The sequence below is a fragment of the Sinorhizobium sojae CCBAU 05684 genome (genome assembly GCF_002288525.1).
Taxonomy (GTDB): domain Bacteria; phylum Pseudomonadota; class Alphaproteobacteria; order Rhizobiales; family Rhizobiaceae; genus Sinorhizobium; species Sinorhizobium sojae.
Window position 1 is genome coordinate 2,768,165 of sequence record NZ_CP023067.1, and the last position, 25,674, is coordinate 2,793,838.

The 25,674-nt window shown below is 63.2% G+C and carries 21 protein-coding genes and 1 tRNA gene; 14 read left to right on the plus strand and 8 right to left on the minus strand.

Features of this window, described 5'->3' with window-relative positions; translation table 11 throughout:
* Positions 1–383: 383 nt before the first annotated feature.
* A complete protein-coding gene (locus SJ05684_RS13570) occupies positions 384–1,430 on the plus strand; it encodes a threonine aldolase family protein (protein ID WP_034854999.1) in 1,047 nt (348 codons plus the stop codon).
* A gap of 73 nt (positions 1,431–1,503) precedes the next feature.
* On the opposite strand, the gene SJ05684_RS13575 is transcribed toward SJ05684_RS13570, so the two are convergent.
* On the minus strand, positions 1,504–1,965 hold the full coding sequence (locus SJ05684_RS13575; protein WP_034854998.1) for an Hsp20 family protein: 462 nt from the start codon (positions 1,963–1,965) through the stop codon (positions 1,504–1,506).
* Positions 1,966–2,415: 450 nt separating this feature from the next.
* On the opposite strand from SJ05684_RS13575, the gene SJ05684_RS13580 reads away from it, so the two are divergent.
* Positions 2,416–3,399: an alpha/beta fold hydrolase gene (locus SJ05684_RS13580; RefSeq protein ID WP_095694268.1), complete on the plus strand. Its 984-nt coding sequence runs from the start codon at positions 2,416–2,418 to the stop codon at positions 3,397–3,399.
* A gap of 11 nt (positions 3,400–3,410) precedes the next feature.
* Here the strand turns inward: SJ05684_RS13580 and hisN are convergent, their stop codons facing one another.
* Positions 3,411–4,187 carry a histidinol-phosphatase gene (hisN, locus tag SJ05684_RS13585; RefSeq protein WP_034854994.1) on the minus strand — a complete coding sequence of 259 codons (777 nt, stop codon included), beginning with the start codon at positions 4,185–4,187 and terminating at the stop codon, positions 3,411–3,413.
* Between the two features lie 290 nt (positions 4,188–4,477).
* Positions 4,478–5,359: an N-formylglutamate amidohydrolase gene (locus SJ05684_RS13590; RefSeq protein WP_034854993.1), complete on the minus strand. Its 882-nt coding sequence runs from the start codon at positions 5,357–5,359 to the stop codon at positions 4,478–4,480.
* 192 nt (positions 5,360–5,551) lie between these two features.
* Between SJ05684_RS13590 and cpdR1 the strand changes: the two genes are divergently transcribed.
* Together cpdR1 and SJ05684_RS13600 are read left to right on the plus strand one after the other, a co-directional pair.
* Positions 5,552–5,914, plus strand: coding sequence for a response regulator CpdR1 (cpdR1, locus tag SJ05684_RS13595; RefSeq protein ID WP_034854992.1), 363 nt, complete (start codon positions 5,552–5,554; stop codon positions 5,912–5,914).
* Between the two features lie 298 nt (positions 5,915–6,212).
* Positions 6,213–6,287, plus strand: a tRNA-Val gene (locus tag SJ05684_RS13600).
* A 261-nt stretch (positions 6,288–6,548) separates the two neighbouring features.
* Here SJ05684_RS13600 and SJ05684_RS13605 read toward each other — a convergent pair.
* On the minus strand, positions 6,549–7,229 hold the full coding sequence (locus tag SJ05684_RS13605; protein ID WP_034854991.1) for a peroxiredoxin-like family protein: 681 nt from the start codon (positions 7,227–7,229) through the stop codon (positions 6,549–6,551).
* Between the two features lie 67 nt (positions 7,230–7,296).
* Positions 7,297–10,542 carry an adenylate/guanylate cyclase domain-containing protein gene (locus SJ05684_RS13610; RefSeq protein ID WP_034854990.1) on the minus strand — a complete coding sequence of 1,082 codons (3,246 nt, stop codon included), beginning with the start codon at positions 10,540–10,542 and terminating at the stop codon, positions 7,297–7,299.
* A 256-nt stretch (positions 10,543–10,798) separates the two neighbouring features.
* On the opposite strand from SJ05684_RS13610, the gene ilvD reads away from it, so the two are divergent.
* Entirely contained in the window at positions 10,799–12,637 is a 1,839-nt protein-coding gene (gene ilvD / locus SJ05684_RS13615) for a dihydroxy-acid dehydratase (RefSeq protein ID WP_034854989.1), read from the plus strand.
* A 54-nt stretch (positions 12,638–12,691) separates the two neighbouring features.
* Here ilvD and SJ05684_RS13620 read toward each other — a convergent pair whose 3' ends face one another.
* Positions 12,692–13,096, minus strand: coding sequence for a GFA family protein (locus SJ05684_RS13620; protein WP_034854988.1), 405 nt, complete (start codon positions 13,094–13,096; stop codon positions 12,692–12,694).
* A gap of 94 nt (positions 13,097–13,190) precedes the next feature.
* Between SJ05684_RS13620 and SJ05684_RS13625 the strand changes: the two genes are divergently transcribed.
* The 3 genes from SJ05684_RS13625 to SJ05684_RS13635 all read left to right on the plus strand — a co-directional run bounded on the left by SJ05684_RS13625 (position 13,191) and on the right by SJ05684_RS13635 (position 14,875).
* On the plus strand, positions 13,191–13,652 hold the full coding sequence (locus SJ05684_RS13625) for a MarR family winged helix-turn-helix transcriptional regulator (protein WP_034854987.1): 462 nt from the start codon (positions 13,191–13,193) through the stop codon (positions 13,650–13,652).
* 268 nt (positions 13,653–13,920) lie between these two features.
* A complete protein-coding gene (locus tag SJ05684_RS13630; RefSeq protein WP_244938002.1) occupies positions 13,921–14,259 on the plus strand; it encodes a hypothetical protein in 339 nt (112 codons plus the stop codon).
* A gap of 169 nt (positions 14,260–14,428) precedes the next feature.
* Positions 14,429–14,875, plus strand: coding sequence for a DUF421 domain-containing protein (locus tag SJ05684_RS13635; protein ID WP_034854985.1), 447 nt, complete (start codon positions 14,429–14,431; stop codon positions 14,873–14,875).
* 19 nt (positions 14,876–14,894) lie between these two features.
* Here the strand turns inward: SJ05684_RS13635 and SJ05684_RS13640 are convergent, their stop codons facing one another.
* Positions 14,895–15,362 carry a MarR family winged helix-turn-helix transcriptional regulator gene (locus tag SJ05684_RS13640; protein WP_034854984.1) on the minus strand — a complete coding sequence of 156 codons (468 nt, stop codon included), beginning with the start codon at positions 15,360–15,362 and terminating at the stop codon, positions 14,895–14,897.
* A gap of 161 nt (positions 15,363–15,523) precedes the next feature.
* Between SJ05684_RS13640 and SJ05684_RS13645 the strand changes: the two genes are divergently transcribed.
* The 3 genes from SJ05684_RS13645 to SJ05684_RS13655 all read left to right on the plus strand — a co-directional run bounded on the left by SJ05684_RS13645 (position 15,524) and on the right by SJ05684_RS13655 (position 17,694).
* Positions 15,524–16,249 (plus strand): DUF899 domain-containing protein, encoded by a 726-nt coding sequence (locus SJ05684_RS13645; protein WP_034854983.1) that lies wholly within the window; start codon positions 15,524–15,526, stop codon positions 16,247–16,249.
* Between the two features lie 95 nt (positions 16,250–16,344).
* Complete coding sequence (locus tag SJ05684_RS13650) at positions 16,345–16,818, plus strand: DUF1579 domain-containing protein (protein ID WP_034854982.1); 474 nt, start codon at positions 16,345–16,347, stop codon at positions 16,816–16,818.
* Positions 16,819–16,932: 114 nt separating this feature from the next.
* A complete protein-coding gene (locus tag SJ05684_RS13655) occupies positions 16,933–17,694 on the plus strand; it encodes a VOC family protein (RefSeq protein WP_034854981.1) in 762 nt (253 codons plus the stop codon).
* 43 nt (positions 17,695–17,737) lie between these two features.
* Here the strand turns inward: SJ05684_RS13655 and SJ05684_RS13660 are convergent, their stop codons facing one another.
* On the minus strand, positions 17,738–18,658 hold the full coding sequence (locus SJ05684_RS13660; protein ID WP_034854980.1) for a LysR family transcriptional regulator: 921 nt from the start codon (positions 18,656–18,658) through the stop codon (positions 17,738–17,740).
* Positions 18,659–18,766: 108 nt separating this feature from the next.
* Between SJ05684_RS13660 and SJ05684_RS13665 the strand changes: the two genes are divergently transcribed.
* The 3 genes from SJ05684_RS13665 (at position 18,767) to SJ05684_RS13675 (ending at position 25,672) form a co-directional block, all read left to right on the plus strand.
* Entirely contained in the window at positions 18,767–19,801 is a 1,035-nt protein-coding gene (locus SJ05684_RS13665) for an aldo/keto reductase (RefSeq protein WP_034854979.1), read from the plus strand.
* A gap of 135 nt (positions 19,802–19,936) precedes the next feature.
* The gene (locus tag SJ05684_RS13670) at positions 19,937–23,263 is read left to right on the plus strand and encodes a transglutaminase family protein (RefSeq protein WP_034854978.1); all 3,327 of its coding nucleotides are present in this window, start codon (positions 19,937–19,939) and stop codon (positions 23,261–23,263) included.
* Entirely contained in the window at positions 23,264–25,672 is a 2,409-nt protein-coding gene (locus SJ05684_RS13675) for a circularly permuted type 2 ATP-grasp protein (RefSeq protein ID WP_095694269.1), read from the plus strand.
* Positions 25,673–25,674: the final 2 nt, after the last annotated feature.

A 25,674-nucleotide genomic window follows, 5' to 3' on the forward strand; every position in this document is an offset into this window, starting at 1 on the left:
CCATACAGATGGCAATGGCTAACAACCGAATAAAATCCGGAGAAACCCCTTGCGCCCTCGCCGGAGGTCGCTTTTCGCGCCGTTCCCCGACGATTGTTCCGGTCCCTAGACCGAAATAGGACAGCAAACCTGTCCTATTTCATGCGCTGTATGCCAGAAAGCACCCCCCTCCGCAAGGGGCTTGCCCCGCAATAGTGGAGGAGATTTTGCCGAACATTGCCGAAAGTTTCACAGTTTTGAAATAAAATTACACACTTCCCATAGTTTCTTCCCTTTGGTTTCAAATTGGTCTTAATTTGGAATTACCGCATTCGTGAAGCATTGCCAGCTGTCCGAAGTCCGCTATGGTCTCGCCGAGAGCAGATGAGCACAGGGTGTTTTGCATGATCTTCGCTTCCGACAATTGGGCCGGCGCCCACCCGGCAATTGCCGATTCCCTGATGGCGCAATCCCACGGCTATGTTCCCGCCTACGGCACCAGCGAACTCGACCGAAAGGTGGAGAAGCGGTTCTCGGAGGTCTTCGAGAGAGAGGTCGCCGTGTTTTTTGTCGGCACCGGAACGGCAGCGAACTCGTTGGCGCTTGCCACCGCCAATCGGCCGGGCGGCGTCGTCTTCTGCCACCGCGAGGCCCATGTGAATGTCGACGAGTGCGGCGCGCCGGAGTTCTTCTCGCATGGGGCAAGGCTCGACCCGGTGGACGGCGCTCTCGGCAAGATGGATGCAGCGCGGCTCGAAGCGGAGATCCGCCGCTTTCCGCCGCATTTCGTGCATGGTGGCCAGCCCATGGCCGTGACCGTGACCCAGGCAACCGAGAGTGGCACAGTCTACTCGCTTGACGAGATCGAGGCGATCGCTGCGATTGCCAGGGCGCACAAGCTGCCGCTCCATATGGACGGCGCGCGTTTTGCCAATGCCCTCGTCGGCCTCGGCGTCGCGCCGGCCGAGATGACCTGGAAGCGCGGCGTCGATCTGCTCTCCTTCGGGGGAACGAAGAACGGCTGCTGGTGCGCCGAAGCCGTGGTTCTGTTCGATCTGTCCAAGGCACAGGAGATGCAATTCCTGCGCAAGCGGGCGGCCCAGCTCTTTTCCAAATCGCGCTTCATCGCCGCGCAGTTCGACGCCTATTTCGCGGGCGACCTCTGGCTCGATCTCGCCCGTCATGCCAACGCCATGGCAAATCGCCTCGCCGACGGCATCGCGGCGTCCGCGAGCAGCCGTCTTGCCTGGACGCCGGAGGCCAACGAGGTCTTTGCGATCATGAAACGCGAGGTGGCGACACGGCTTCAGCAGGAAGGGGCGATCTTCTACGACTGGCACGTGCCGCAGCACCTTGCCGGCAGCGTCGGCGAAGACGAGGGCCTCTATCGCCTCGTCACGAGCTTCGCCACCAGGATCGAGGACGTCGACCGCCTCCTCGCCGCTTGCTGAGCAACTGCGGCGACTTCCCCTATGAAAAACGGCGCCACGATGGGCGCCGTTCGGTGAATCCCAGCCTTGTGATCTAGGCGTTCTGCGCCTCGATCTGCTTCGGCTGCGAGGATACCGAGGTGATCTCGATCCGGCGCGGCTTGGCGGCTTCCGGGATCTCGCGCACGAGGTCGACATGGAGCAGGCCGTTCTTCAGCGAGGCCGACTTGATCTCGACGTGGTCGGCGAGCTGGAAGCGGCGCTCGAAGGCGCGCTTGGCAATGCCACGATGAAGAAACTGGGTCTCATCAGCCTTTTCCTCGCTCTTTTCGCCTTTGATCGTCAGCGTGTTTTCGCGCGCCTCGACCGACAGCTCGCTTTCGTCAAAGCCGGCAACGGCCATGGTGATGCGGTAGGCATTCTCGCCGGTGCGCTCGATATTGTAGGGCGGGTAGGTCTGCGCCTGATCGGGCTGGCCCAGGCTGTCAAGCATGGTGAACAGGCGATCGAAGCCGACGGTGGAACGATAGAGGGGGGAGAAATCAAAGTGACGCATGTTGTCCTCCTTAGAGCAACTGTTTGCGATTACTGGCCTGCCACCCCATCCGGCAGTGGCGCGACCGGTGAACGGACCCGTCAACGGCGTCCGGGGGAAGACATGGGAATGCGGATCACTGAGTTCAAGGGCGCGCATTGCGCACCCGCGGCCTTGGTGAATGCTGCATGAATGGCGGATTCGGGCGCGGTTCATGGGCTCGCAAGTATAAGCAGGATACTGGGAGCGAAAGCCCCGGTGCTGAAGTGACATGTCCCTTCTCCCTTCAGCGGCCGGAAGCGGTGATCGCCCGGACTTCATCCACCGCTTCCGGCTTTTTCCTTTGACGGACGAGAAGCCACAGCCTATCCGTGAAGGGGGATGGGAGCGCGGGGAGCAGCCCAGCGTCTCCGTGTCCCGGCCGACAGGCACGTAGCAACTCAAGTTCATTTTCATCTCGCCCGGCGCCCCATGACCGCGATTCTCGACGCCACACCGGACAATCCGATCCCGGGAAATCCCGTGGCAGGCTTTTTCGATGGCGTCGGCAGCCGGAAGATCCGCTACGCGATTTTCAAGACGAAGGCGCGCGTCGCGCGTGGCACGGTGGTGCTGCTGCAGGGGCGCAACGAATCGATCGAGAAATATTTCGAAACCATCGGCGAGTTCATGGAGGCCGGCTATTGGGTCGCGACCTTCGACTGGCGCGGACAGGGCGGGTCGGAACGGCTGCTGCCACAGCCGGCGCTCGGCCATGTGGAGCACTTCTCCGATTACGGGCGCGACCTGATGATTTTCCTGGAGCAGATCGTGTTGCCGGACACGCGCCTGCCCTTCTCGATCGTCGCCCATTCCATGGGAGCGCTCGTCTGTCTGTCGGTGGCGCCGGCGATGGCGACTCGGGTCGACCGCATCGTGCTGCTTGCCCCTTTCGTAGGCTTGGGCGGGCAGGTCATCGGCGAGCCGGGCATCGTCGCGCTCGCGGCCGTGATGCGCTGGCTTGGCCTCGGCAGAATGCCGCTCCACCGGGACAGGCGCGGCCACGGGCCCTTCGCGAACAATCCGTTGACCAGGGACGCCGACCGCTACGCCCGCAACCTGGCGCTGCTCGAGAGCCACCCGCGCTTGCGGCTCGGGCCGCCGACGGCGCGATGGTTGAACGAGGCCTTCCGGACCATACGGCGCGTGACGCGCCCCTGGCATCTGACAAGGATCACCGTACCGACCGTCCTGCTGGCGCCGACGGCCGACGGGCTCGTGCCCTATCTCGCGATCGAACGCCTGGCCAGCAATTTCCGCGCCGGCCACCTGATACCCATCGATGGTGCGCGCCACGAACTGCTGCAGGAGGCGGATCGCTATAGGGCGCAGGCCATGGCGGCGATCCTCGCCTTCCTGCCGGAGGCCGAAGCCGAGGAAGCGGACGGCTCGCCGCAAGTCCTGGAAGAGGCCTGACGCTTTCGCATTCAGCGGGAGCGCAACATCTCCAGCGCTTGCGCGTGGACCTCGCGGCTGCCGGCGGCGATGACCTCTCCCCCCATTTCCGCCGGTCCGCCCTGCCAATCGGTGATGATGCCGCCGGCCTGTTCGATCAGCGGGATGAGCCCGCCGACGTCATAGGGCTTCAGGCCGCATTCGATGACGAGATCGACATGGCCGGCAGCCAGCAGCGCAAATGCGTAGCAATCGCAGCCATAGCGGAAGAGCCGGACCTCCGACTGCAGCGCCTCGAAGCGCTCCTTGATTTCGCCCGTATAAAGATGCGGCGAGGTGGTGAAGAGAACGGCATCCGAAAGCCCGCCGCAATCGCGTGTACGCAGCACCTTCTCACCGCCCGGACCGCGATAGACCGATCTCTCGCCATCGGCGAAATAGCGCTCGCCGGTGAAGGGCTGATCCATCAGTCCCATGATCGCCTCGCCGTTGCGATAGAGCCCGATCAGCGTGCCCCAGACCGGCAGGCCGGAGATGAAGGCGCGCGTTCCGTCGATCGGATCGATAACCCAGACATGCTCGCGATCGAGCCCGACATTGCCGTGCTCCTCGCCCAGGATTCCGTGCTCGGGATATGCGCTTTCGATCAGCGCCCGGATCGCCGCCTCGGCCGACTGATCAGCCTCCGTGACTGGATCGAAGCCACCTTGGAGCTTGTTGGTCACACATGCGTCGGTGCGGAAGCGCGGCATGGTTTCCGCCTTGGCGGCGTCGGCGAGGCGATCGAAGAAGGAACGGTCGGGCAACATGGCACTCTCTTGGCGGATGTGGAAAATCTTTGAATAGACGAATCCCACCGAAAGGCAACGACCGCCCTGGGCGCACGGACGCAAGCAAGTCCGGCGAGATCACGAATGTTTCTTGTTGCGCCGCAAAAGTTACCGACCGGAAAACTTGACAATTGTGCAGCGCAATATTAGCCTGATCGTGCAGTCACTCGTGGCTGCGAATACCCTCCTTGGGTGTTTCCTCCCTAGACTTGACCGCGCCGCTGGCGCGGTTCTTTTTATGGACGGCGAGGTTTGAAGAGACGCGAGCGCTACTCGGCCGCCAGCGGCAGATCGGCGGCAAAATCCTCGACATGTCGGGAAAACGTTCCGATGAAGGTGGCGAGATCGGTCGCCAATGCAGAGAAACCAGGCTTTTTGATCAGTGTCGACTCGTCGATATAGAGAGAGCGATTGATCTCGATCTGCAGCGCGTGCAGCCCGCGGGTGGGGCGGCCGTAATGCTCGGTGATGAAGCCGCCGGCATAGGGTTTATTGCGGGTCACCGCATAGCCAAGCTGTTCCAGGAGTTCCACCGCCATGCGCGACAATTCCGCGGCGGCACTCGTTCCGTAGCGGTCGCCGATGATGAAATCCGGCCGCTGCCCGCTCGCTGCAAGATGCACGTTGCCGGGCATGGAATGGCAATCGATGAGGACCGCCATCCCGAACTGCACATGCGTGCGGGCGATCAGCTTCCGAAGCGTCGCGTGGTATGGCTTGTAGATCGACTCGACGCGCGTGAGCGCCTCCTCGACCGGAAAACGGCCACGATATATCTCCATATTCTCGGCGACCACGCGCGGAACGGTGCCGAGCCCGCCGGCAACGCGCATGGAGCTGATATTCGCATGCGGCGGCAGGGCGCCGTCGAACATGCGGGGATCGAGTTCGTAGGGTTCGCGATTGACGTCGAGGAAAGCCCGCGGGAAATGCGCCCTCAGAAGCGGCGCCCCCAGGAAGGTGGCGCTCTGAAACAGTTCGTCGACGAAATGGTCTTCCGAACGGCGGATCGAATGGGCGTCGAGGCGCGATTGATCGAGAAAGGACTGAGGATAGAGGCGGCCGCTATGGGGAGAGTTGAACACGAAGGGAATCCGCTGGGTCGCGGGTTCCAGAATTTCGAACATTTCCCACTCACCCACTTCCCCCATCGGAACCCTTTTTACCATGTCGGGATCTTGCTTCGTCGACCATGTTGCCAGTTGGCCGCCTCTGTGTCCATAGTGGCCGCTTCCCGGATTCGGGGGGTTGACCCATCCCATTCACCGGATATTTACGCGGCTGCGGTTAGCTAGACTGCCGCCATTCACAAGCATTGAAAAGAAGTAGCCACGGCCGAATTCATGACTGCGAAAATCCTCCTTGCCGAAGACGACAACGACATGCGCCGCTTCCTCGTGAAGGCGTTGGAAAAGGCGGGCTACAAGGTCCAGTCCTACGACAACGGCGCCAGCGCCTATGACCGGCTTCGCGAAGAGCCCTTTTCGCTGCTCCTGACCGACATCGTCATGCCGGAAATGGACGGCATCGAACTTGCCCGCCGCGCCACCGAGCTCGATCCGGACCTCAAGGTCATGTTCATCACCGGCTTTGCCGCCGTGGCGTTGAACCCCGATTCGAAGGCTCCGAAGGACGCCAAGGTGCTTTCCAAGCCCTTCCACCTGCGCGATCTCGTCAACGAGGTCAACAAGATGCTGGCGGCCTGATCTCGCTGGGTTAGGTGCGGCCGGCAACCGCTCGCTTACAGAGCCGCCGCAGATTTATCCACAGCATCCGTTCCAAATGGCTTGCGAGGCCATCGCAGACGAAAGCGTCCGCGATGGCCTTTCCTTTTCAAGGATTTAAGTCCCGCCGACGGCTGCGCCGATCCTGAAGCGGCAAGAACAAACGGCAAATCCCGCACCTGCGTCGCTTTCGAAATCTCGGTCGAATTTTCTGTCAAAAAACCTTCGAATAGCCTATTGACGCCGGTGCGGGTTTTGTGGTCTATGCGCCGCATCGGATGGGCGTGTAGCTCAGCGGGAGAGCACTACGTTGACATCGTAGGGGTCACAAGTTCGATCCTTGTCACGCCCACCATTCCGATTTCTTCCTGTGATGTCAGTAGTCAGGCGCATTTTTCGAAGGCGTCATGCTGTTGTCACGTTTGAAGGCTAAGAAATAACCACCTCGCCATTGACCACGGATGTACTGGCACTAGCGAAAGGTCACGAGGAAGGTCGGGTTTGCCCCGGCCTTTTTTTGTTCGCGCAGTCGATGCAAACCTTCGATCCGCCCTACCGCGCCGCCCTCGCATGGTGCTTTCCGAAGATCGGGTCTGATTTGGACGGATGCGCTGATCTAATGTGCCACCTGCGCTGCCGCCGACATCACCTCCTCGGGCGACGGGGTTCGAAACATGTTTCTGCCTTCCGACACCGCCTCCGTGAAACACCAGCGCACAACGCCGTCACGGTCGAGCAGGAACTCGCCGACGAGTTGCCCGAAGGCGGCCGCCTGCATGCGGTTGTCGTCCTCCGTCATCTCGTAGCCGTCCGATTGCTGGAGATAGTCGGAGGCGGCAGCAGGATCCATGGGTTCCGGCAGTTCGCCGGGCATCTCCACCCGCATCGACATCATTGTCGGCATGCTGATCTTATAGGGCCAGTCGTCCTCGTCTTCGGTGAACTCAGGGTTGGCCAGACCGAAGGCTCGGTGTGAAAGCCGCTCGGGATCGGCCGCAGCAAGCAGATCGGGCAAGGGATGGTACCGGAAGTAGAGGCGCGCCCGCTCGATCGGGGTGTTCACCACCGTCAGGCTCTCGATGCCCTTTTCGTTCAGGGCGGCCTTGAGCTGTCCCATTGTCGCGATCTGCCTACGGCAGAAGGGGCATTGCAGACCCCTGAAGAGACCCACCAGGACAGGCTTGTGTCCACGAAAATCGTCGATGGCGATCTTGCCCTCATGGGTGATCGCATCCAGCACGACATTGGGTGCCCGATCGCCGGGCTGCAACGGTTCGGAACGACGATATTCCTCCATGGCTTTTTCCTCCCGTAACGCTAACGCCGCTTCGGCTCGGAAGGCGGAAAACCCCGCATCTCGGCGACTAGTCAAGAAACGGCAATACCACCAAGGCTTCCGGGTCGAGATCATGTCGCTCGCAGACGTCGCGAGCCAAAGCGAAGTAGCGCTCCGCGTCGGCGAGTTGGCCCTCGTCGAGGCAGAGTGTCGCTAACCCATCATAGCATGGAAACAGCACCTGCGCCTCGCCCGTTTCGTCGGCAAGGTCGAGCGCCTCTCGGTAAAGCGCGCGGGCGTCCTCCGGCCGGCCATGGCACTGGTAGATCTGACCGAGTACGAGCAGAGATACCGGGAGATGCTCGCGCTGGTCGAGGCTCCGGTCGATCTCGATTGCCCTCTGCGCCGCAGGCACGCCTTCCCTTCCGCAGCGGTCGGTGAAGGTGCAACAGGCAACCGCGAGATTGGCGAGCAGACGCGCCTGGAAACCGAGATCGCCGGTGCGGTGCGCCACGTCGAGGCCGCGCCGGCAGACATCCACGGCCAGCTTGGGATCGACGATCGTGTAGAGCACGGCGAGGTTCGTATAGCCGCGGCAGGCGGCATGCATCAATTCAGCCTGGCCGGCCACCCCGACGCTCCTTTCCACCGCATCGATCGCGTCGCGGAGGCTACCGCGCCGCGCCAGCGCAACACCCTTGGTGTTCAACGCCTCGGCGGTAACCAGAGCCGCCTCGCGCCGCGTCTCCTCAGTGGCGTCGGACGCGAGCCCTGCGACTTTGTCCAAGGCCTCGTCGGCCCAACGGGCGGCAGCGGGATAGTCACCCATGCGGAAGGCGAGGTGTCCGCGCTCCTGCAAGAGCGATGCACTCTCCAGGGGAGCGTGCGCGCTTTCGAGCAACGCCGCGGCCCGGGCGAAACTCGCCTGCGCCCGATCGCGCTTGCCCGCCTCCCAATAAAGATGCCCGAGCTTGCGGAGAATACGGGCGGAGGCAACCGTGTCCGCCGACACCCGATGGCTGTCGAGCAGCGCATTGTAGTGCTCCTCCGCCTCGGCTCGCCTGCCGGCAGGCCCGAGCAGATCGGCGAGGCGCTCGCGCGCGATGAACCATTCGGGCTCCTCCAGAGCGGCGAGTGCCGCCATTGCCTGCCTATAGAAGCGGATGGCGTCCTCGTTGGCATAGAGCCGGCGCGCGCGGTCTCCCGCTTCCAGCAGGCACCGGGCCCCTTTCGCCCGCTCGGCCGATTGGCTGAAATGATACCCGAGAAACGCCAAATCTTCGAAGCGCTCGGGATTTGCGCCAAAACGGCGCTCCAGGGCCGCTGCGACAGCCGCATGGATCTCCATCCGCCGCTTCATCAGGAGGTTGTTATAGACCACCTCGTGGAGCAGCGACTGCACGAAGCGATAGGCTTGCTCCCCTGCCCCCGCATCTTCCTCGAAGATTTCCGCTTCGCAGAGCAATTCCAGTCCGGATTCGATGTCGGCCGGGTGGGGCGAAATGGCGGCGAGAAGCGCGGCGTCGAAACGCGGGCCGATGACGGCGGCGTTGTGGACAAGGCTGCGCATCCCCTTTGACAACCGGTCGATGCGTGCAAGCAGCATCGCCTCGATGCCGATTGGAATGTCGACGCTTGCATCGGCATCGGCCGCCTGCCAGCACGAGCCGTCGCGCCGTAGCGTTTCGAGCTCGATCAGGGCTCGGATGATCTCTTCCACGAAGAGCGGATTGCCCCCGGCCCTCGCCAGAATTCTTGTGTGCAGGACTCGCGGCAGCCCGTCTTCGCCGAAGAATGCGCGAAGGAGCCTTTGGCCGTCGGCCGCAGGGAGCGGAGCCAAGCGAAGCGCCGTGACGCTGGCTCGACCCGGCGCCAGCCGCTCCGGCCCGGCATGCGGCCGCTGCGTGGTGATCACCATCAGCGGCCGGCAATCCAAACGGTCAAGCACAAAACGCAGGGCCTCCAGCGAGGCCTCATCGGCCCAGTGCAGATCCTCTATGACGAGAAGCAATGGCGCCAGATCGAGCCGACGCTCAAACAGGGTGCGGATAACGGAGAAGAGCTGGCGGCGAACCTGTTCGGGTGCGAGATGCTGCAATGCGCCCGTTCGATCCCCCATGCCGAAAATGTGAAAGAGGAGCGGCATCAGTTCATCCGCCTCGGCGGCTGTAAAGCCGATCTCCGCCAGGCCCGACCCCAGGCCCTCCCGAACTCTCTCCGCCGAGTCGGCGCGCGACAGCCCGTAGGCGCTGCGGAGCACGGTGGCGAGCGTGCCGTAGGATGGCTCTCCAAGTGGCGAGCAGGCGGCACACCTGACGGCGACATGGGCGAAACGCGGATCGCCGCCTATACTCGCGAGGAATTCTCCGACGAGACGCGTCTTGCCGATGCCCGCCTCGCCGGTCAGCCGCACCAGTTGCGCGGTACCGGCGCAGGCAAGCGCCAGGCAATCCCGCAGGCGGCCGAGTTCGGAGTCCCGTCCGATCAGCGGGGCATTGAGGCCGAGTGCTTCGAGCCCCCTTGCCGGCCGGGGTATCTCCAGAGCACTCAGCACGCGGTGAACCTGCAGGCTGCCGGTCTTGCCGCGCAGACCAACGGCGCCAAGCGTCTCGTAGGCGAAGGCGTGCCGGGTGAGCTTGTGCGTCACCGGGCCTACAAGAATTTCGTCTGCCCCAGCGGTCGCCTGCAGGCGCTGAGCAATGTTGACCGTATCGCCGGTGACGGAATAGGACTTGGAATCTCCCGCGCCGAGGCGCCCCGCGACGACCGGCCCGGTGTTCACGCCGACATGGAGGCTCAGGGGCAAGCCGATCTGTTTGCGCCAGCGCTCGCTCACCCGCCCCGCCCGGCCCACCATCTCGAGCGCCGCGCGAAGCGCCCGTTCCGGATCATCCTCATGCGCCACTGGCGCGCCGAAAAGGGCAAGCAGTGCATCGCCGATGAACTTGTCGACAAAGCCGCCGACGGCTTCGACGGCTTCGGTCAATTCCTCGAAAAGCTCGTTCTGAAGGGTCTGCAGGATTTCGGGATCGACCCGCTCGCTCAGGCCCGTAAACCCGCAGAGATCGGCAAAGACGACCGTTACGGTGCGCCGGTCGGCCCCGGCATCCGGGCTCGACGATGAGGATCGCGGCGCGGGCGCTGCGGAGGGCTCGGGTGACGATCGCCTTGGGACCGGAGAGGTGCCGATCTTCGTGCCGCATCGGGGGCAGAAAGCGAAGTGCGGCGGACACGCATAGCCGCAGTCCGGACACAGCGTCTGCTGCTTCGCCCCGCATCTCGGGCAGTAGGCGAAGCCGCTCTCGATTTCGGTGCCGCATTCGTGGCAGTTCATCTCGGACGAACCTCATGAGGCCGCTCCCGCCGGAATACCCGGGAGAGAACGCGGGAATGCCCGATGACAATGGACCTCTAGCCCCGGCTTGACAAGCAAGAGAGGTCGGCAGCCGCCGGATTGAATCGCGGCGAGAGGCGGAAATATTCTGACGCAAAGATGACGCGGGCGCAATTTTGCGCTAGTACGCCATGCACTGGCGCTCCAGCATCGCCACGTTCCGCGTATCGCCATCCGTCCGTGAAGGAAGACGTTCATGCCTGCCTATCGCTCTCGCACCACCACCCACGGCCGCAACATGGCCGGCGCCCGCGGCCTCTGGCGCGCGACGGGCATGAAGGACAGCGATTTCGGCAAGCCGATTATCGCGGTGGTGAACTCGTTCACGCAGTTCGTGCCGGGCCACGTGCATCTGAAGGATCTCGGCCAGCTCGTTGCGCGGGAGATCGAGGCTGCCGGCGGCGTCGCCAAGGAATTCAACACGATCGCCGTGGACGACGGCATCGCCATGGGCCACGACGGCATGCTCTATTCGCTGCCTTCGCGCGAGATCATTGCCGACAGCGTCGAATATATGGTCAATGCCCATTGCGCCGACGCCATGGTCTGCATCTCCAATTGCGACAAGATCACACCCGGCATGCTGATGGCCGCCCTCCGGCTCAATATCCCCGCCGTCTTCGTCTCCGGCGGACCGATGGAGGCCGGCAAGGTGGTGCTTCACGGCAAGAAGCACGCGCTCGATCTCGTCGACGCGATGGTTGCTGCCGCCGACGACAACGTATCCGACGAGGACGTCCAGATCATCGAGCGCTCCGCTTGCCCGACCTGCGGCTCCTGCTCGGGCATGTTCACGGCAAATTCGATGAACTGTCTGACGGAAGCGCTCGGCCTGTCGCTGCCGGGCAACGGCTCGACGCTTGCAACCCATGCCGACCGCAAGCGTCTCTTCGTCGAGGCCGGCCACCTGATCGTCGACCTTGCCCGCCGTTATTACGAGCAGGAGGACGAGCGCATCCTGCCGCGCTCGGTCGCGTCGAAGCGGGCCTTCGAGAACGCGATGGCGCTCGACATCGCCATGGGCGGTTCGACCAACACCGTGCTGCACATCCTCGCCGCAGCCTATGAAGGCGAGGTCGATTTCACCATGGACGACATCGACCGGCTGTCGCGCAAGGTACCCTGCCTGTCGAAGGTCGCGCCCGCCAAGGCGGATGTGCACATGGAAGACGTGCACCGCGCCGGTGGCATCATGGCGATCCTCGGCGAGCTCGACAAGGGCGGCCTCATTAACCGCGACTGCACGACTGTGCACAGCGAAACGCTCGGCGACGCCATCGACCGCTGGGACATTACCCGCACCACGAGCGAGACGGTGCGCAACTTCTTCCGAGCCGCGCCCGGCGGCATCCCGACCCAGGTCGCCTTCAGCCAGGATGCCCGCTGGGAGGAACTCGACACCGACCGCGAGCACGGCGTTATCCGCTCGGTCGAACATCCCTTCTCCAAGGATGGCGGCCTGGCGGTCCTGAGGGGGAATATCGCGCTTGATGGCTGCATCGTGAAGACCGCCGGCGTCGATGAGAGCATTTTGAAATTTTCCGGTCCGGCACGCGTTTTCGAAAGTCAGGACGCGGCGGTCAAGGCGATCCTCGGCAACGAGATCAAGGCCGGCGACGTCGTGGTCATCCGCTACGAGGGACCGAAAGGCGGACCGGGCATGCAGGAGATGTTGTATCCAACCAGTTACTTGAAGTCCAAGGGCCTTGGCAAGGCTTGCGCGCTGATCACGGACGGTCGGTTCTCCGGCGGCACCTCCGGCCTTTCGATCGGCCACGTGTCGCCCGAGGCGGCGAATGGCGGCACAATTGGCCTTGTGCGCGATGGCGACGTGATCGATATCGACATCCCGAACCGTACGATCGGCCTCAGGGTCGACGAGACGGAACTTGCCGCTCGCCGGCAGGAGCAGGATGCCAAGGGCTGGAAACCGGCCGAGCAGCGTAAGCGCCGGGTAACGACCGCACTCAAGGCCTATGCTGCATTCGCCACCTCCGCCGACCGCGGCGCCGTGCGCGACCTCGGAGACCGCTAATCCTCAACCTTCAACCAAAAAGGCTCCCGACGGGAGCCTTTTTGCGGGCATCTGTCACATATGCCGCGTCTCGACTGGCGGGTTCCACCAGTTGTCATGCAAGCCGTCCATGTACTGCACCGGCAGTTCCGCGAGCAGGGCCGGATCGACGTCGTCGAGGCAGGCGATGTTGATCGAGACGAAGGCGCCCCCGATCTCCTCGACATGGCCGTGACCGTAGGGCGCCATTCCGCAAATGGTGCAGAAGCGGTGGTGCCCGCTCATGGTGCCGAATTGATAGTCGCCGATCCCCGCCTCCTCGCACGCCAGCCGGAAGTCCTCCGGCTTAACGGTCGCGCCCCAGTAGCGCAGTTTCGAGCAATATGAGCAGTTGCAGCGGCTGGTCCCAGCCTGAAGGTCGACATCGACCTCGTATCGGATTCGGCCGCAATGGCAGCTGCCCTTGTAGGTCTGCTTCATGATTGCTCCTCCATTGGGTTTAACATGATGTTGTCATGCGTCGATCAATATGACAATATATTGTCAAAGTAACTCATGACAGTATGTTGTCAATATGAATTCGACCCCGAGAACGCCCTCCGGCGATGCATTTGCCGAACTCGCCATCTCCGTCCTTCGATTGGCGGGCCATCTGACCTCCGAAGGAGATAAGCTCGCTCGCCCTTCCGGCCAGACCAGCGCGCGCTGGCAGGTTCTGGCGGCGGCGAATCATGCACCGATGTCGGTCGCCGATGCGGCCCGCATGCTTGGACTCGCCCGCCAGGGGGTGCAGCGCATCGCAGACCTCCTCGAAGCGGAAGGGATGATCGCCTATCGGGACAATCCGGTTCACCAGCGGGCGAAGCTGATGATACCCACACCAAAGGGCGAGGCCGTCCTCGCTGACATCAGCAGCCGCCAGGCCGTCTGGACGAACGCTCTCGGCGCCGACATCGGCGAGGAGAGGCTGAAGCAGGCGACAGCACTGGTGAGCGACGTCATCGCTCTCCTCAAGGAACGGGGGGCACAGCCTTGAACCGCCACATTCCTTCGCGGCGGCGCTGCAGGCAAGTCACGACGCCGGCAGGAAGGAACCTCCTCACCTCCAACGCGTTTTCAGAAGCCGAAACGGAGGATGAACTTTGGAACAGCCGCCGGTCCGCCGCGACGGACTACAGTTAGAGGAGCATCGCCCTTTTCAGCAGAAGTTCTGGAAAGCGGAGCGGATTGCCTGGGCTGGCTTTGGCCTCCTTCTCCTCCTGGCACTGCTCGGCATAATGGGATCGGGAGGCGTGTTCTCGCGAATGACCATCGACTTCGGTGACGGATATGTCGACGTGCCCCGCTTCAGTCGCTGGCAGGCGTCGGACAGCCTGACCGCGTCGTTGCCTCCGGGAGCGAGCGAGCGCCGCTTCACCGTCGGCCCCGCATTCTTCCGCACATTCCAGATCGAAGACATTGTACCGCCACCCTTCGCCACCGAGAACGGCAGTGACGGCACGATTTACCACTTCCGGTCCGATCCGGAGGCGCCTTTGGCGCTCACCATGCACCTTCGGGCCCAGGGGCCCGGCGTCGTGCGCTATCGCGTGGGCGTTAACGGCGAGGCGATGAAAGACGCGCGGACGATCGTCTGGCCCTAGCGCATCGGCCCGAAAATCGCACCCGATTTTCGGAAAGCACGATGCGTAGATTCAAAGAGTTACAGGGTCCTTTGTCCGTCCTGAAGGACGCACGGCGCTGTAAGCAGGTTGCGTGGCTTCGCCCAAGCCGTGGGACACCTTTTCGAAGCCTGTTTAGGAGGAGACTGCAATGGATTCTGTTGCACGCGGCCTTGCCATCTACGTCATCATGCTGATCGCTATGCGCCTGTCGGGAAGGCGCACGGTTGCGCAGCTGACGCCTTTTGACTTCGTACTGCTGCTCATCGTCGCGGAGACCACGCAGCAGGCCCTGTTGGGCGACGATTTCTCGATCATGAATGCGACGATACTGATCCTCACCCTGTTCAGCGTCGACATAGCGCTGTCCTACGTCAAGCAATGGTTCCCGAGGGCCGAATTGCTCATGGACGGCACACCGACGGTTCTCGTCGCCGACGGGGAAGTCGACACCCATGCGCTGAAGAGCGCAAGGGTCGGCATAGAGGACATCTTGACTGCTGCGAGGCAGCAGCAGGGTCTCTATCGCCTGGACCAGATCAAGTTCGCCGTTCTCGAGGCGGACGGCGCAATCAGCATCGTGCCGCAGAAGACGTAACTGTTTTAAGCGGCCGCGGCTAACCATCCGCATCTGGCGCATGCGTCACCGCAAGAAGGTCGGCACGCAGGCGCTTCGAACCATCTTCGCCGAGTTGCTCGTCGAGCGCCCGATGTGTTTCCTTCCAGACCGGTACGGCCTCGGCCAGCAGGTGCTCGCCATCCGCAGTCAGCCGGATCCGACGCTGCCGCCGGTCGCCCGGATTGGCGGAAATCTCCACCAGGCCGCGGCGTTCCAGCGGCTTCAGTGCCGCCGTCAGCGTCGTGCGGTCCATGGCGAGCAACGCGGCTACCGCGCCGACGGTCGGCGGTTCCGGTCGGTTGAGCGACATCATCAGCGAAAACTGGCCGTTCGTCATGGCAAACGGCCGCAGCGCCTCGTCGAAGCGGCGGGCCAGCGCCCGGGCGGCACGCTGGACGTGGAGGCAGAGGCAGGTATCCCTGACATGCATGGTGGTGGTAAAAGGGATGAGCGACGTCTTTGACATGGAGCATTAATGTTGATACCAACATAATGTGTCAAGCGCGTCTTCAGGCGCGAAGAGCATGCAGTCGGCCCCAGGACCCATGAAATTCGCCTGTCGCCACAACGCCTGATTGACTGCATTATCCGCAATAAGTCATCGGATGCACTGGAGGAGGAACGGACATGAGACCGAACCACGCCGTCGTATCGCAGGAGGAATGGCTGCAAGCCCGCAAATCGCTTCTCGCCCTCGAAAAGGAGCAAACCCACCTGCGCGACAGGGTCAATGCCGAGCGTCAGGCCTTGCCTTGGGTGGTGCTGGACAAGACCTATAGGTTCGAAACCCGTGACGGGCCGAAGAGCCTCGCGGACCTTTTCGATGGACGCAGCCAGCTTCTTCTCTACCACTTCATGTTCGGTGAAAACTGGGAGGCCGGCTGCCCAAGCTGCTCCTTCCTTGCGGATCACTTCGACGGCACCCTACCCCATCTCAACCATCACGACGTCACGCTGGTGGCCGCCTCGAACGCTCCTCTCGAAAAGATCGAAGCCTATCGCAAGCGGATGGACTGGCACTTCCCCTGGGTTTCGTCTCACGGCAGCGATTTCAACCGTGATTTCCATGTGTCCTTCTCGCCATCGGAAATGGCGCGCGGCAAGGTCAGCTACAATTTCACCGAAATCGACAGCAAGGAGGCCCATGAGGAACTGCCGGGCCTGAGCGCCTTCTACAAGGACGAGGGCGGAACCGTCTATCACACCTACTCCACCTATGCGCGGGGCCTCGAGGAACTGGTCAGCACCTTCATGCTGCTCGATCGGGCGCCGAAGGGCCGTAACGAAGGCACCATCATGGACTTCGTCCGCCGGCACGACGAATACGATGGCGAGCCGCGGCGGCGGGCGTAAAGAAGAACCATCCGGGATGGAACCCGTCGCCGCGCCGGGACGTTTTGTCCGGCTGCGTCGACGAAAGAGCGTCCCTTAGCCCTCAGGAGAAAGAAATGCATGCAGAGCCTCAGGAGGAACACCGCTGGCTCGAGCAATTGCTCGGCGAGTGGACGGTGACGTCGGAGGATCCCGCCGGAACCGCGCCGCCGGATGAAGCCTGGGTGGAGAATGTCCGCTCGCTCAACGGCCTCTGGATCGTTTGCGAAGGCAAGGGAACGATGCCGGGCGGAAAGCCCGGCCAGACTTTGATGACGCTCGGATTCAATCCTTCGACGGGTCGCTATGTCGGCACCTGGGTCGGCTCGATGATGAACCATATGTGGCTCTATGACGGCGATATCGAAGACGACGGTCGGACGCTTGCCCTCAATTGCGAGGGACCGGACTTCGAGAATCCCGGCCGGACCGCCAGATATCAGGACAGGCTTACGCTGATCGATGCCACCCGGCGTACCCTGACGGCCCGCGTCGAAACCGACAGCGGAGACTGGAAAGACATCATGACAGCGGACTACCGCCGCCGGTAGACCGATCCGGAGCGGGGCCGGCGCGGCGCAATCCGCCCTAGTCCAGACCACCACGGCGACGGTTCCGTCGCCGTCCTACAGCAGCATGTCCACAAAAAAACGGGAGGACCGACAATGCATGGCAATTTCGTCTGGTACGAGTTGATGACAACGGACACGAAAGCTGCGGAGGCCTTTTACAAGAAGGTCGTCGGCTGGGACGCTCGCGACGCCGACATGCCGGGGGTCGACTACACACTGTTTTCCATGGGCGACCATCTGGTGGCGGGCCTGATGACCATGCCCGAAGGGGCGCTCGAATTGAACGTGCCGCCGGCCTGGCTCGGCTACGTGGCCGTGGATGACGTCGACACCGCCGCCGCCAGGCTCGCCGGCGAGGGCGGCACCGTTCATCGCGAGCCGGATGATATCCCCGGCGTCGGCCGCTTCGCCATCGTCACCGACCCACATGGCGCCGCCTTCGCCCTTTTCAAGGGAACCGGCGAGCCGCCGCCGTCGCTCGACCAGATGGCGCCCGGAAATATCGGCTGGCACGAACTGATGGCCGGCGAGCTCGACAGCGCCTTTGCTTTCTATTCGAAGCTGTTCGGCTGGACCAAGGACCAGGCGATGGACATGGGAGAAATGGGCGTCTACCAGCTGTTCGCCCATAATGGTCAGGCCATTGGCGGCATGATGACAAAGCCGAAGGAGGTTCCAGCGCCCTACTGGCTCTATTACTTCAACGTCGAAGCGCTCGACGCCGCGATCGATCGCGCTCAGTCCGAGGGTGCTCAAGTGGTGGTTGAGCCGATGGAAGTCCCCGGCGGAGCCTGGATCGTCCAGTGCACCGATCCGCAGGGCGCGTTTTTCGCGCTGGTCGCGCCAAAACGCTGATCCGCTCCTCGGTCTCGAGGAACGATTTGTGCCTGCCCTGACTCTACATGGCCGTGTCCGGCATCACCCGGGCATGGCTGGCGAGGAAATCCAAAACGGCGCGCATCCGAGAAGGGAGCGCGCCGCCCTGGCCAAGAAAGACGGCATGAACCTCTTCCAGATCGCCCGGGTTCAATTCTTCGAGCACGGGAACGAGCCGGCCCATGCGCAGATCATCGCGCACCGTGAACTCAGCAAGCCGCGCCAATCCTGCACCGGCGAGCGCCAGATGGCGCAGCCCCTCACCATCGCTTACCTGCACCGCCCCGTTAGCCGGAATTATGATGGTTTCGCCATCCGCTTTGATGGGCCAGCCGTCAACGGTGCGGGCGTAACAGAAACCGAGCCGGTCATGCGTCTTGAGTTCGTCGAGATTCGAGGGCATGCCGAAGCGTTCGGTATAGGACGGTGCCGCGACGATCATCATTCGCGTCGCCCCGAGCTTGCGCGCAATCAGCGTCGAACTCTTCAAGGGACCTGCCCGCACCGCCACGTCGGCGCGCGCCTCCATCAAGTCAACCACCGCATCGGTCTGAACGATATCAAGGGTGACGGCCGGAAAGCGCGCCCGGAATTCGGGTATTAGCGGCATCAGGATATGGGTGCCGAAGGACGCGCTGACATTCAATCGGACCCTGCCCGCCGGGCTTTCGCCGGCCGACGCGCAGCGCTCCGCCTCGTCGATATCGGCGAGGATGCGGGTCGTTCGATCGTAAAATGCGTGCCCTTCCGGTGTAAGCTGAAGCTTACGCGTCGATCGGTTCACCAGGCGAACGCCGAGCCGCTCCTCAAGGCGCAGCACGAGCTTGCTGACGGCCGAGGGCGTCATGCGATAATGGCGGGCTGCCGCAGAGAAGCCGCCAAGCTCAACTGCCTTGGCGAAAACCTCCATTTCGCCCGAGCGATTGACCGAGAGTCGCGACATGTGAATTCAACTCACAGATAATGTTCCCGCACGGAGTCTATATTCAAAAAGCGACCGGCTCCAATCTTTGTCATGGAGAAATCATGACGAGCGCAAAGGAGTTTTGGAATGGATTATCGACGGCTTGGTTCGTCTGGATTGAAGGTGCCGGCGCTCAGTTTCGGCGCAGGCACTTTCGGCGGCAAGGGACCGCTTTTCAGCGCCTGGGGCGCGACGGATGAAGCGGAGGCACGGCGCCTCATCGACATCTGCCTCGAAGCCGGCGTCAATCTCTTCGACACGGCAGACGTCTACTCCGATGGCGCCTCCGAGGTGATCCTGGGAGCGGCAGTCAAAGGACGGCGCGACAAGGCCATCCTGTCGACGAAGATATCGCTACCGATCGGCGATGGTCCGAACGATGCCGGCTCGTCCCGCGCGCGCCTCGTCAACGGCGTGGAGGATGCCCTGAAGCGGCTCGGCACCGACTATATCGACCTCATGCAACTGCACGCCTTCGACGCCGGAACGCCAATCGAGGAGGTGCTTTCGACGCTCGACATGCTCGTGCGCTCGGGCAAGCTGCGCTATGTCGGCGTATCCAATTTCGCCGGCTGGCAACTGATGAAATCCCTCGCGGCCGCCGACCTATATGGCTATCCACGCTACGTCGCCAACCAGGTCTATTATTCGCTCGCCGGACGTGACTACGAATGGGAGCTGATGCCGCTCGGCCTCGACCAGGGCGTCGGCGCCCTCGTCTGGAGCCCACTCGGCTGGGGGCGGCTGACGGGCAGAATTCGTCGCGGCCAACCTTGGCCGGAGAGCAGCCGCCTGCACGACACGGCCGACTTCGGGCCGCCGGTGGACGACGAAAAGCTTTACGACATCGTCGAGGTACTGGACGCACTCGCCGAGGAGACCGGTAAGACCGTGCCGCAAATCGCCATCAACTGGCTTCTCCAGCGCCCAACCGTCTCAAGCGTCATCATCGGTGCGCGCAACGAGGAGCAACTGCGGCAGAACCTCGGCGCGATCGGCTGGGCGCTCTCGACGGAACAAGTGTCGCGCCTCGATGCGGTGAGTGCAACGACGGCGCCCTACCCCTATTTTCCTTATTATCGGCAGGCAGGCTTTGCGCGGATCAACCCGCCGCCGATCTGAGTGGGCAGGAGGCCGGCTGCCATCCGAAAGCCAGCCGCCACCGCCCATGGTTTCGGCTTGCTTTCTTGTTCGCATTGCACAAAAGTCCTCTCGAATGGCGGGCAAAAGGACCTGCCATCGAGGGGAAAACGCTCAATGTCGATCAAGGCCAGTATTTATCATCTGACCCACTATAAATATGACCGGCCGATCAAGCTCTCACCGCAGATCATCAGGCTGAAGCCCGCCGCGCATTCGAAGACGAAGGTCATCAGCCATTCGCTGAAGGTTTCGCCGGCCAATCATTTCGTCAATCTGCAGCAGGACCCCTACGGCAACTATCTCGCACGCTACTTCTTTCCCGATCCCGTGTCGGAATTGAAGATCGAGGTGGATCTCGTCGCCGACATGACGGTCTACAACCCCTTCGACTTCTTCGTCGAGGAAGAGGCAGAGCATTGGCCGTTGCACTATGCCGAAGACCTGAGCGAAGACCTTACGATCTACATGACGCCGGAACCGATGGGGCCGCAGCTCTCGGCCTTCATGGAAACGATCGACCGTTCGCGGCAGCGCACGGTCGACATGATCGTCGGCATCAACATGCGGCTGCAGAAGGAGATCGGCTACGTCATCCGCATGGAGCCGGGTGTTCAGACGCCGGAGGAGACGCTGGGTCTTGCCAAAGGCTCCTGCCGCGATTCCAGCTGGCTGCTCGTGCAGATTCTCCGAAATCTCGGCTTTGCCGCCCGCTTCGTGTCCGGCTACCTCATTCAGCTCACGCCGGACCTCAGGGCGCTCGACGGCCCCTCAGGCACGGAACACGACTTCACCGACCTCCATGCCTGGGCCGAGGTCTATATTCCGGGCGCGGGCTGGATCGGACTCGACCCGACATCCGGGCTCCTGACCGGCGAGAGCCATATCCCGCTCGCCGCCACGCCGCATTATCGCAATGCCGCACCGATCTCCGGCGGCTTCTTCGGCGATCCGGAAACCCAGTCCGAATTCGCCTTCGACATGAAGGTTGCGCGCGTTGCCGAACATCCGCGCATCACCAAACCCTTTTCCGACGAGAGCTGGGAGGCGCTTAACGCCCTCGGCGACGAGGTCGACCGGGTGCTTGCTGAAAACGACGTGCGGCTCACCATGGGCGGCGAACCCACCTTCGTGTCGATCGACGACTTCGAATCCGACGAGTGGAACACCGCCGCCGTCGGTCCGACCAAACGCGAAAAGGCCGACATTTTGGTGCGCCGGCTGCGCGAGCGCTTCGCCCCGGGCGGCTTCCTGCATTACGGGCACGGCAAATGGTATCCCGGCGAGAGCCTGCCGCGCTGGACCTTCTCGCTCTACTGGCGTCGCGACGGCGTGACGATATGGCAGCGTCCCGACCTCATCGCCGAGGAGAGTGGCCGACAAGAGGTGACCGAACACGATGCCGAACGCCTGCTCACTGCCATTGCCGGCGAACTCGATATCGCTGCGGACAGGGTCGTTCCGGCCTATGAGGATCCGGCCGAATGGATCGTCAAGGAGGCCAATCTTCCCGACAATGTCGATCCGTCCAATTCCAAGCTCAAGGATCCGGAGGAGCGCAGCCGGCTCGCGCGCGTTTTCGAACGCGGCCTGACGACACCCACAGGCTTCGTGCTGCCGGTACAGGCGTGGAATTCGCGCGCCTTTGGCCGCAAGTGGACAAGCGAGAAATGGCGGACGCGGCGCGGACGCATCTTTCTCGTCCCCGGCGACAGCCCGATCGGCCACCGGTTGCCGCTCGGATCGCTCCCCCACATCTCCCCCTCCTCCTATCCCTACATCAATCCGGTCGATCCGTCCGTTCCGCGCGACGACCTTCCGGATTTCAGCGCGGAGAAGGGGCGCGCGCAGCCGCCGCGCTTCCAGGCGTCAGTCGAGCCGCAGGCGTCGCGGCCGCCGGTCCGTGACGAGATCGGCGGCCATGTCCGCACCGCGATAACCGTCGAGCCCCGCGGGGGCCGCCTCAGCGTCTTCATGCCGCCGACGACAAGCATCGAGGAATATCTGGACCTGATCGCTTCCACCGAGCGCGCCGCAGCGGAGCTCGGCCTGCCGGTCCATATCGAAGGTTATCCGCCACCGCACGACGAACGCATCAACGTCATCCGCGTCGCACCCGACCCGGGCGTGATCGAGGTCAACATCCACCCGGCCGCAAGCTGGCGGGAATGCGTCGACATCACCACGGCGGTTTATGAGGAAGCGCGCCAGAGCCGGCTCGGTGCCGACAAGTTCATGATCGACGGCCGCCATACGGGGACCGGCGGCGGCAACCATGTGGTGGTTGGCGGCCGCAGCCCCAATGACAGTCCCTTCCTTCGCCGGCCGGACCTGTTGAAAAGCATCGTCCTCCATTGGCAGCGCCACCCGTCGCTCTCCTATCTTTTTTCCGGCCTGTTTATCGGCCCGACCAGCCAGGCTCCCCGCATCGATGAGGCGCGGCATGATTCGCTTTACGAGTTGGAGATCGCGCTGGCCCAAGTGCCGTCGCCCGATACCCGCCGGCTGCCGCCGTTGCCCTGGCTGATAGACCGGCTCTTCCGCAACCTGCTCGTCGACGTCACGGGCAACACCCATCGCGCGGAGATCTGCATCGACAAGCTGTTCTCGCCGGACGGTCCTACCGGACGGCTCGGCCTCATCGAGTTCCGCGGCTTCGAAATGCCGCCGAACGCGCGCATGTCGCTCGCCCAGCAATTGCTCGTACGCGCCCTTATCGCCCGCTTTTGGAAGAACCCGGTCGAGGGCGGCTTCGTGCGCTGGGGCACAGCGCTCCACGACCGCTTCATGCTGCCCCACTATGTCTGGCAGGATTTTCTCGACGTCCTTGCGGACCTCGGCGCCCACGGCTTCGATCTCCGCCCGGATTGGTTCAAGGCGCAACTCGAGTTCCGCTTCCCCTTCTGCGGCGCGGTCGAGTACGAGGAGGCGCAGCTCGAAATCCGCCAAGCGCTCGAACCCTGGCATGTGATGGGCGAACAGGGCGCGATCGGCGGCACGGTGCGCTACGTCGATTCCTCGGTCGAGCGCCTGCAGGTGAAGCTCGAAACCGCCAATCCCGACCGCTATACCGTCGCCTGCAACGGCCGGCCGATACCGCTCGCGAAGACCGGAACGAGCGGTATTGCCGTTGCGGGCGTGCGCTACAAGGCCTGGCAGCCGGCATCGGGCCTTCATCCGGTGTTGCCGGTGAACACTCCCCTTACATTCGACATTTATGATACATGGTCGAATCGCGCGATCGGCGGCTGCGTTTATCACGTTGCGCATCCGGGCGGGCGTAATTACGAGACGTTCCCGGTCAACGGCAACGAGGCCGAGGCTCGCCGGCTGGCGCGCTTCGAACCCTGGGGCCACACCACGGGCATGTATCGGCTGCATCCCGAAAGCCCATCGGCGGAGTTTCCCCTGACGCTCGATTTGCGGCGTCCGGCAGGAGTGTAAATGGCGAAGAAACAGGCGGCAGAGGCAAAAGACATGGGCCGAACCGGGCACGACCCCTTCGGCGGCTACCGCGCGCTGCCGGGCGTCGCTGATGAGATGCTCGATCCGAACGGCAATGTCCGGCCCGTGTGGCAACGGCTGCTCTCGACGCTTGGCCGCATGGACGAGACGGAACTCGCCAACCGCTTTGCCCGCGCCGACCGGTACCTGCGCGACGCCGGCGTTTTCTACCGCGCCTATGGCAAGGAGAATACGGAGCGAAGCTGGCCGCTGTCGCATATACCCGTGCTGATCGACGAGGTCGAATGGGCCGCCGTATCGGCTGGGCTCGTGCAGAGGGCCGAGCTCCTGGAAAGGGTAGCCGCCGATATATATGGCGACAACCGGCTGGTGCGGGAAGGCCTGCTGCCGCCGGCGCTCATTGCCTCCAATCCGCAATTCCTGCGCCCTCTCGTCGGCGTCCGGCCGGCCGACGGGCACTTCCTGCACTTCTGCTCTTTCGAGATCGGCCGCGGCCCGGACGGCAACTGGTGGGTGCTTTCGGACCGGACGGAGGCGCCGTCCGGCGCCGGTTTCGCGCTCGAAAACCGGGTGGCGACGGCGCGTGCCTTTTCCGATCTCTATGCCGAAACCCACGCCCACCGGCTGGCGAGCTTCTTCGGCGCCTTCCGCGATACGCTCCAGGCGCGCAGGCAGCACCCCGACGATCGCATCGCAGTACTTTCGCCGGGCATCGCCAACGAGACTTACTTCGAACACGCCTATATCGCCCGCTATCTCGGCTTCATGCTGCTCGAGGGCGAGGACCTGACGGTCGTCGGCGGCCGCGTGATGGTTCGCACCGTCGCCGGCCTGAAGCCTGTTGGCGTGCTCTGGCGCCGCCTCGACGCCTCCTTCGCCGACCCGCTGGAGCTCAACCAGTCGTCGCATATCGGCACGCCGGGTATCGTCGCGGCACTGAGGGCAGGCTCGGTTTCGATCGTCAATGCGCTCGGCTCCGGCATCCTGGAGACGCGTGCGCTTCTGGCCTTCATGCCGGCCATCTGTCGCCAATTGCTCGGCGAGGAACAGAAGTTGCCGTCGATCGCCACCTGGTGGTGCGGCCAGGAATCCGAGCGCGAACACGTCGCCGGCAATATCGAAGGCATGGTCATCGGCCCGGCTTACTCGACGCGGCCCTTCTTTGACGACGATGGCCAGTCGGTGCTCGGTGCCTCGCTCCGCGATACGGCCAAGACCTCGGTCGCCCAGTGGCTGGCGACGGACGGCGGCAAGCTCGTTGGACAGGAGGTCGTCACGCTGTCGACGACGCCCGCCTGGGTGCGCGGGCGGCTGACGCCCCGGCCGATGAGCCTCCGGGTCTTTGCCGCGCGCACCCGCGACGGCTGGCAGATCATGCCGGGAGGCTTCGCCCGTATCGGCTCCGGCGACGACGTGGCGGCGATCGCCATGCAATCCGGCGGCACCGCCGCCGATGTCTGGATCGTCAGCGACAAGCCGGTCGAGCGAATGTCGCTGCTTCCGGCAGAGGAGAGCTTCACTCGCAACCTGCCGGGCAGCCTGCCGAGCCGCGCGGCCGACAACCTCTTCTGGCTCGGTCGCTACATCGAAAGGGCGGAGGGCGCGCTCCGAATCCTGCGCGCCTGGCATAGTCGCTTTGCGGAGGCGGCCGATCCCGACATGCCGCTGCTCAAGGACGTGAGCGAGTATCTCGCCGTCCTCGATGTGAAGACGCGCCAGCCAGTGCCTGACAGCCTGGTTTCCGATATCGCCAGCGCCCTTTTCAGCGCCGGCAATATCCGCGACCGCTTCTCGCCCGACGGCTGGCTTGCGCTCAACGACCTCTTGAAAACTGCGCGCAAATTCCATGCAACCGTGCAGGCCGGCGATGACGCCTCCCATGCGATGACGATTCTTCTGCGCAAGCTCGCGGGATTTGCCGGCCTCGTGCACGAAAACATGTATCGCTTCACCGGCTGGCGCTTTCTGTCGATCGGCCGCCATATCGAGCGTGGCCTGCACATGACGCGGCTGCTCGGGCACATGTCCGGGCCCGATGCACCTGACGGCGCCTACGACATGCTGCTCGAGATCGGCGACAGCGTCATGACCCACCGGCGCCGCTACAACGTCAACACGGCGGCCGTGACCGTCACCGACCTGCTGGCGCTCGACCCGCTCAACCCGCGCTCCGTCCTCTACCAGTTGAATGAGATCAAGACGGAAGTGGAGCTGCTGCCGAACGCTTTCGTCAACGGTCAGATGTCGCCCTTCTATCGGGAAACCATGAGACTTCATTCCGGCCTTGCGGTGATGACGCCGGAGGCAATGACGACGACGGTCTACAAGCGGCTGGAACAGGACCTCGAAAGGCTCTCCGATCTGCTCGCGCAAACCTATCTCGGCTGACA

Bases quoted from the DNA above. Each gene is read 5' to 3' on its own strand.
- SJ05684_RS13640 (WP_034854984.1), bottom strand. From the start codon at position 15,362: ATGTCAAAGACGTCGCTCATCCCTTTTACCACCACCATGCATGTCAGG.
- SJ05684_RS13635 (WP_034854985.1), top strand. From the start codon at position 14,429: ATGGATTCTGTTGCACGCGGCCTTGCCATCTACGTCATCATGCTGATC.
- SJ05684_RS13660 (WP_034854980.1), bottom strand. From the start codon at position 18,658: ATGTCGCGACTCTCGGTCAATCGCTCGGGCGAAATGGAGGTTTTCGCC.
- SJ05684_RS13645 (WP_034854983.1), top strand. From the start codon at position 15,524: ATGAGACCGAACCACGCCGTCGTATCGCAGGAGGAATGGCTGCAAGCC.
- SJ05684_RS13575 (WP_034854998.1), bottom strand. From the start codon at position 1,965: ATGCGTCACTTTGATTTCTCCCCCCTCTATCGTTCCACCGTCGGCTTC.
- SJ05684_RS13590 (WP_034854993.1), bottom strand. From the start codon at position 5,359: ATGGGGGAAGTGGGTGAGTGGGAAATGTTCGAAATTCTGGAACCCGCG.
- SJ05684_RS13670 (WP_034854978.1), top strand. From the start codon at position 19,937: ATGTCGATCAAGGCCAGTATTTATCATCTGACCCACTATAAATATGAC.
- SJ05684_RS13665 (WP_034854979.1), top strand. From the start codon at position 18,767: ATGGATTATCGACGGCTTGGTTCGTCTGGATTGAAGGTGCCGGCGCTC.
- SJ05684_RS13650 (WP_034854982.1), top strand. From the start codon at position 16,345: ATGCATGCAGAGCCTCAGGAGGAACACCGCTGGCTCGAGCAATTGCTC.
- SJ05684_RS13675 (WP_095694269.1), top strand. From the start codon at position 23,264: ATGGCGAAGAAACAGGCGGCAGAGGCAAAAGACATGGGCCGAACCGGG.
- SJ05684_RS13620 (WP_034854988.1), bottom strand. From the start codon at position 13,096: ATGAAGCAGACCTACAAGGGCAGCTGCCATTGCGGCCGAATCCGATAC.
- hisN (WP_034854994.1), bottom strand. From the start codon at position 4,187: ATGTTGCCCGACCGTTCCTTCTTCGATCGCCTCGCCGACGCCGCCAAG.
- SJ05684_RS13630 (WP_244938002.1), top strand. From the start codon at position 13,921: ATGACCATCGACTTCGGTGACGGATATGTCGACGTGCCCCGCTTCAGT.
- SJ05684_RS13625 (WP_034854987.1), top strand. From the start codon at position 13,191: ATGAATTCGACCCCGAGAACGCCCTCCGGCGATGCATTTGCCGAACTC.
- SJ05684_RS13580 (WP_095694268.1), top strand. From the start codon at position 2,416: ATGACCGCGATTCTCGACGCCACACCGGACAATCCGATCCCGGGAAAT.
- SJ05684_RS13570 (WP_034854999.1), top strand. From the start codon at position 384: ATGATCTTCGCTTCCGACAATTGGGCCGGCGCCCACCCGGCAATTGCC.
- SJ05684_RS13610 (WP_034854990.1), bottom strand. From the start codon at position 10,542: ATGAACTGCCACGAATGCGGCACCGAAATCGAGAGCGGCTTCGCCTAC.
- ilvD (WP_034854989.1), top strand. From the start codon at position 10,799: ATGCCTGCCTATCGCTCTCGCACCACCACCCACGGCCGCAACATGGCC.
- SJ05684_RS13655 (WP_034854981.1), top strand. From the start codon at position 16,933: ATGCATGGCAATTTCGTCTGGTACGAGTTGATGACAACGGACACGAAA.
- SJ05684_RS13605 (WP_034854991.1), bottom strand. From the start codon at position 7,229: ATGGAGGAATATCGTCGTTCCGAACCGTTGCAGCCCGGCGATCGGGCA.
- cpdR1 (WP_034854992.1), top strand. From the start codon at position 5,552: ATGACTGCGAAAATCCTCCTTGCCGAAGACGACAACGACATGCGCCGC.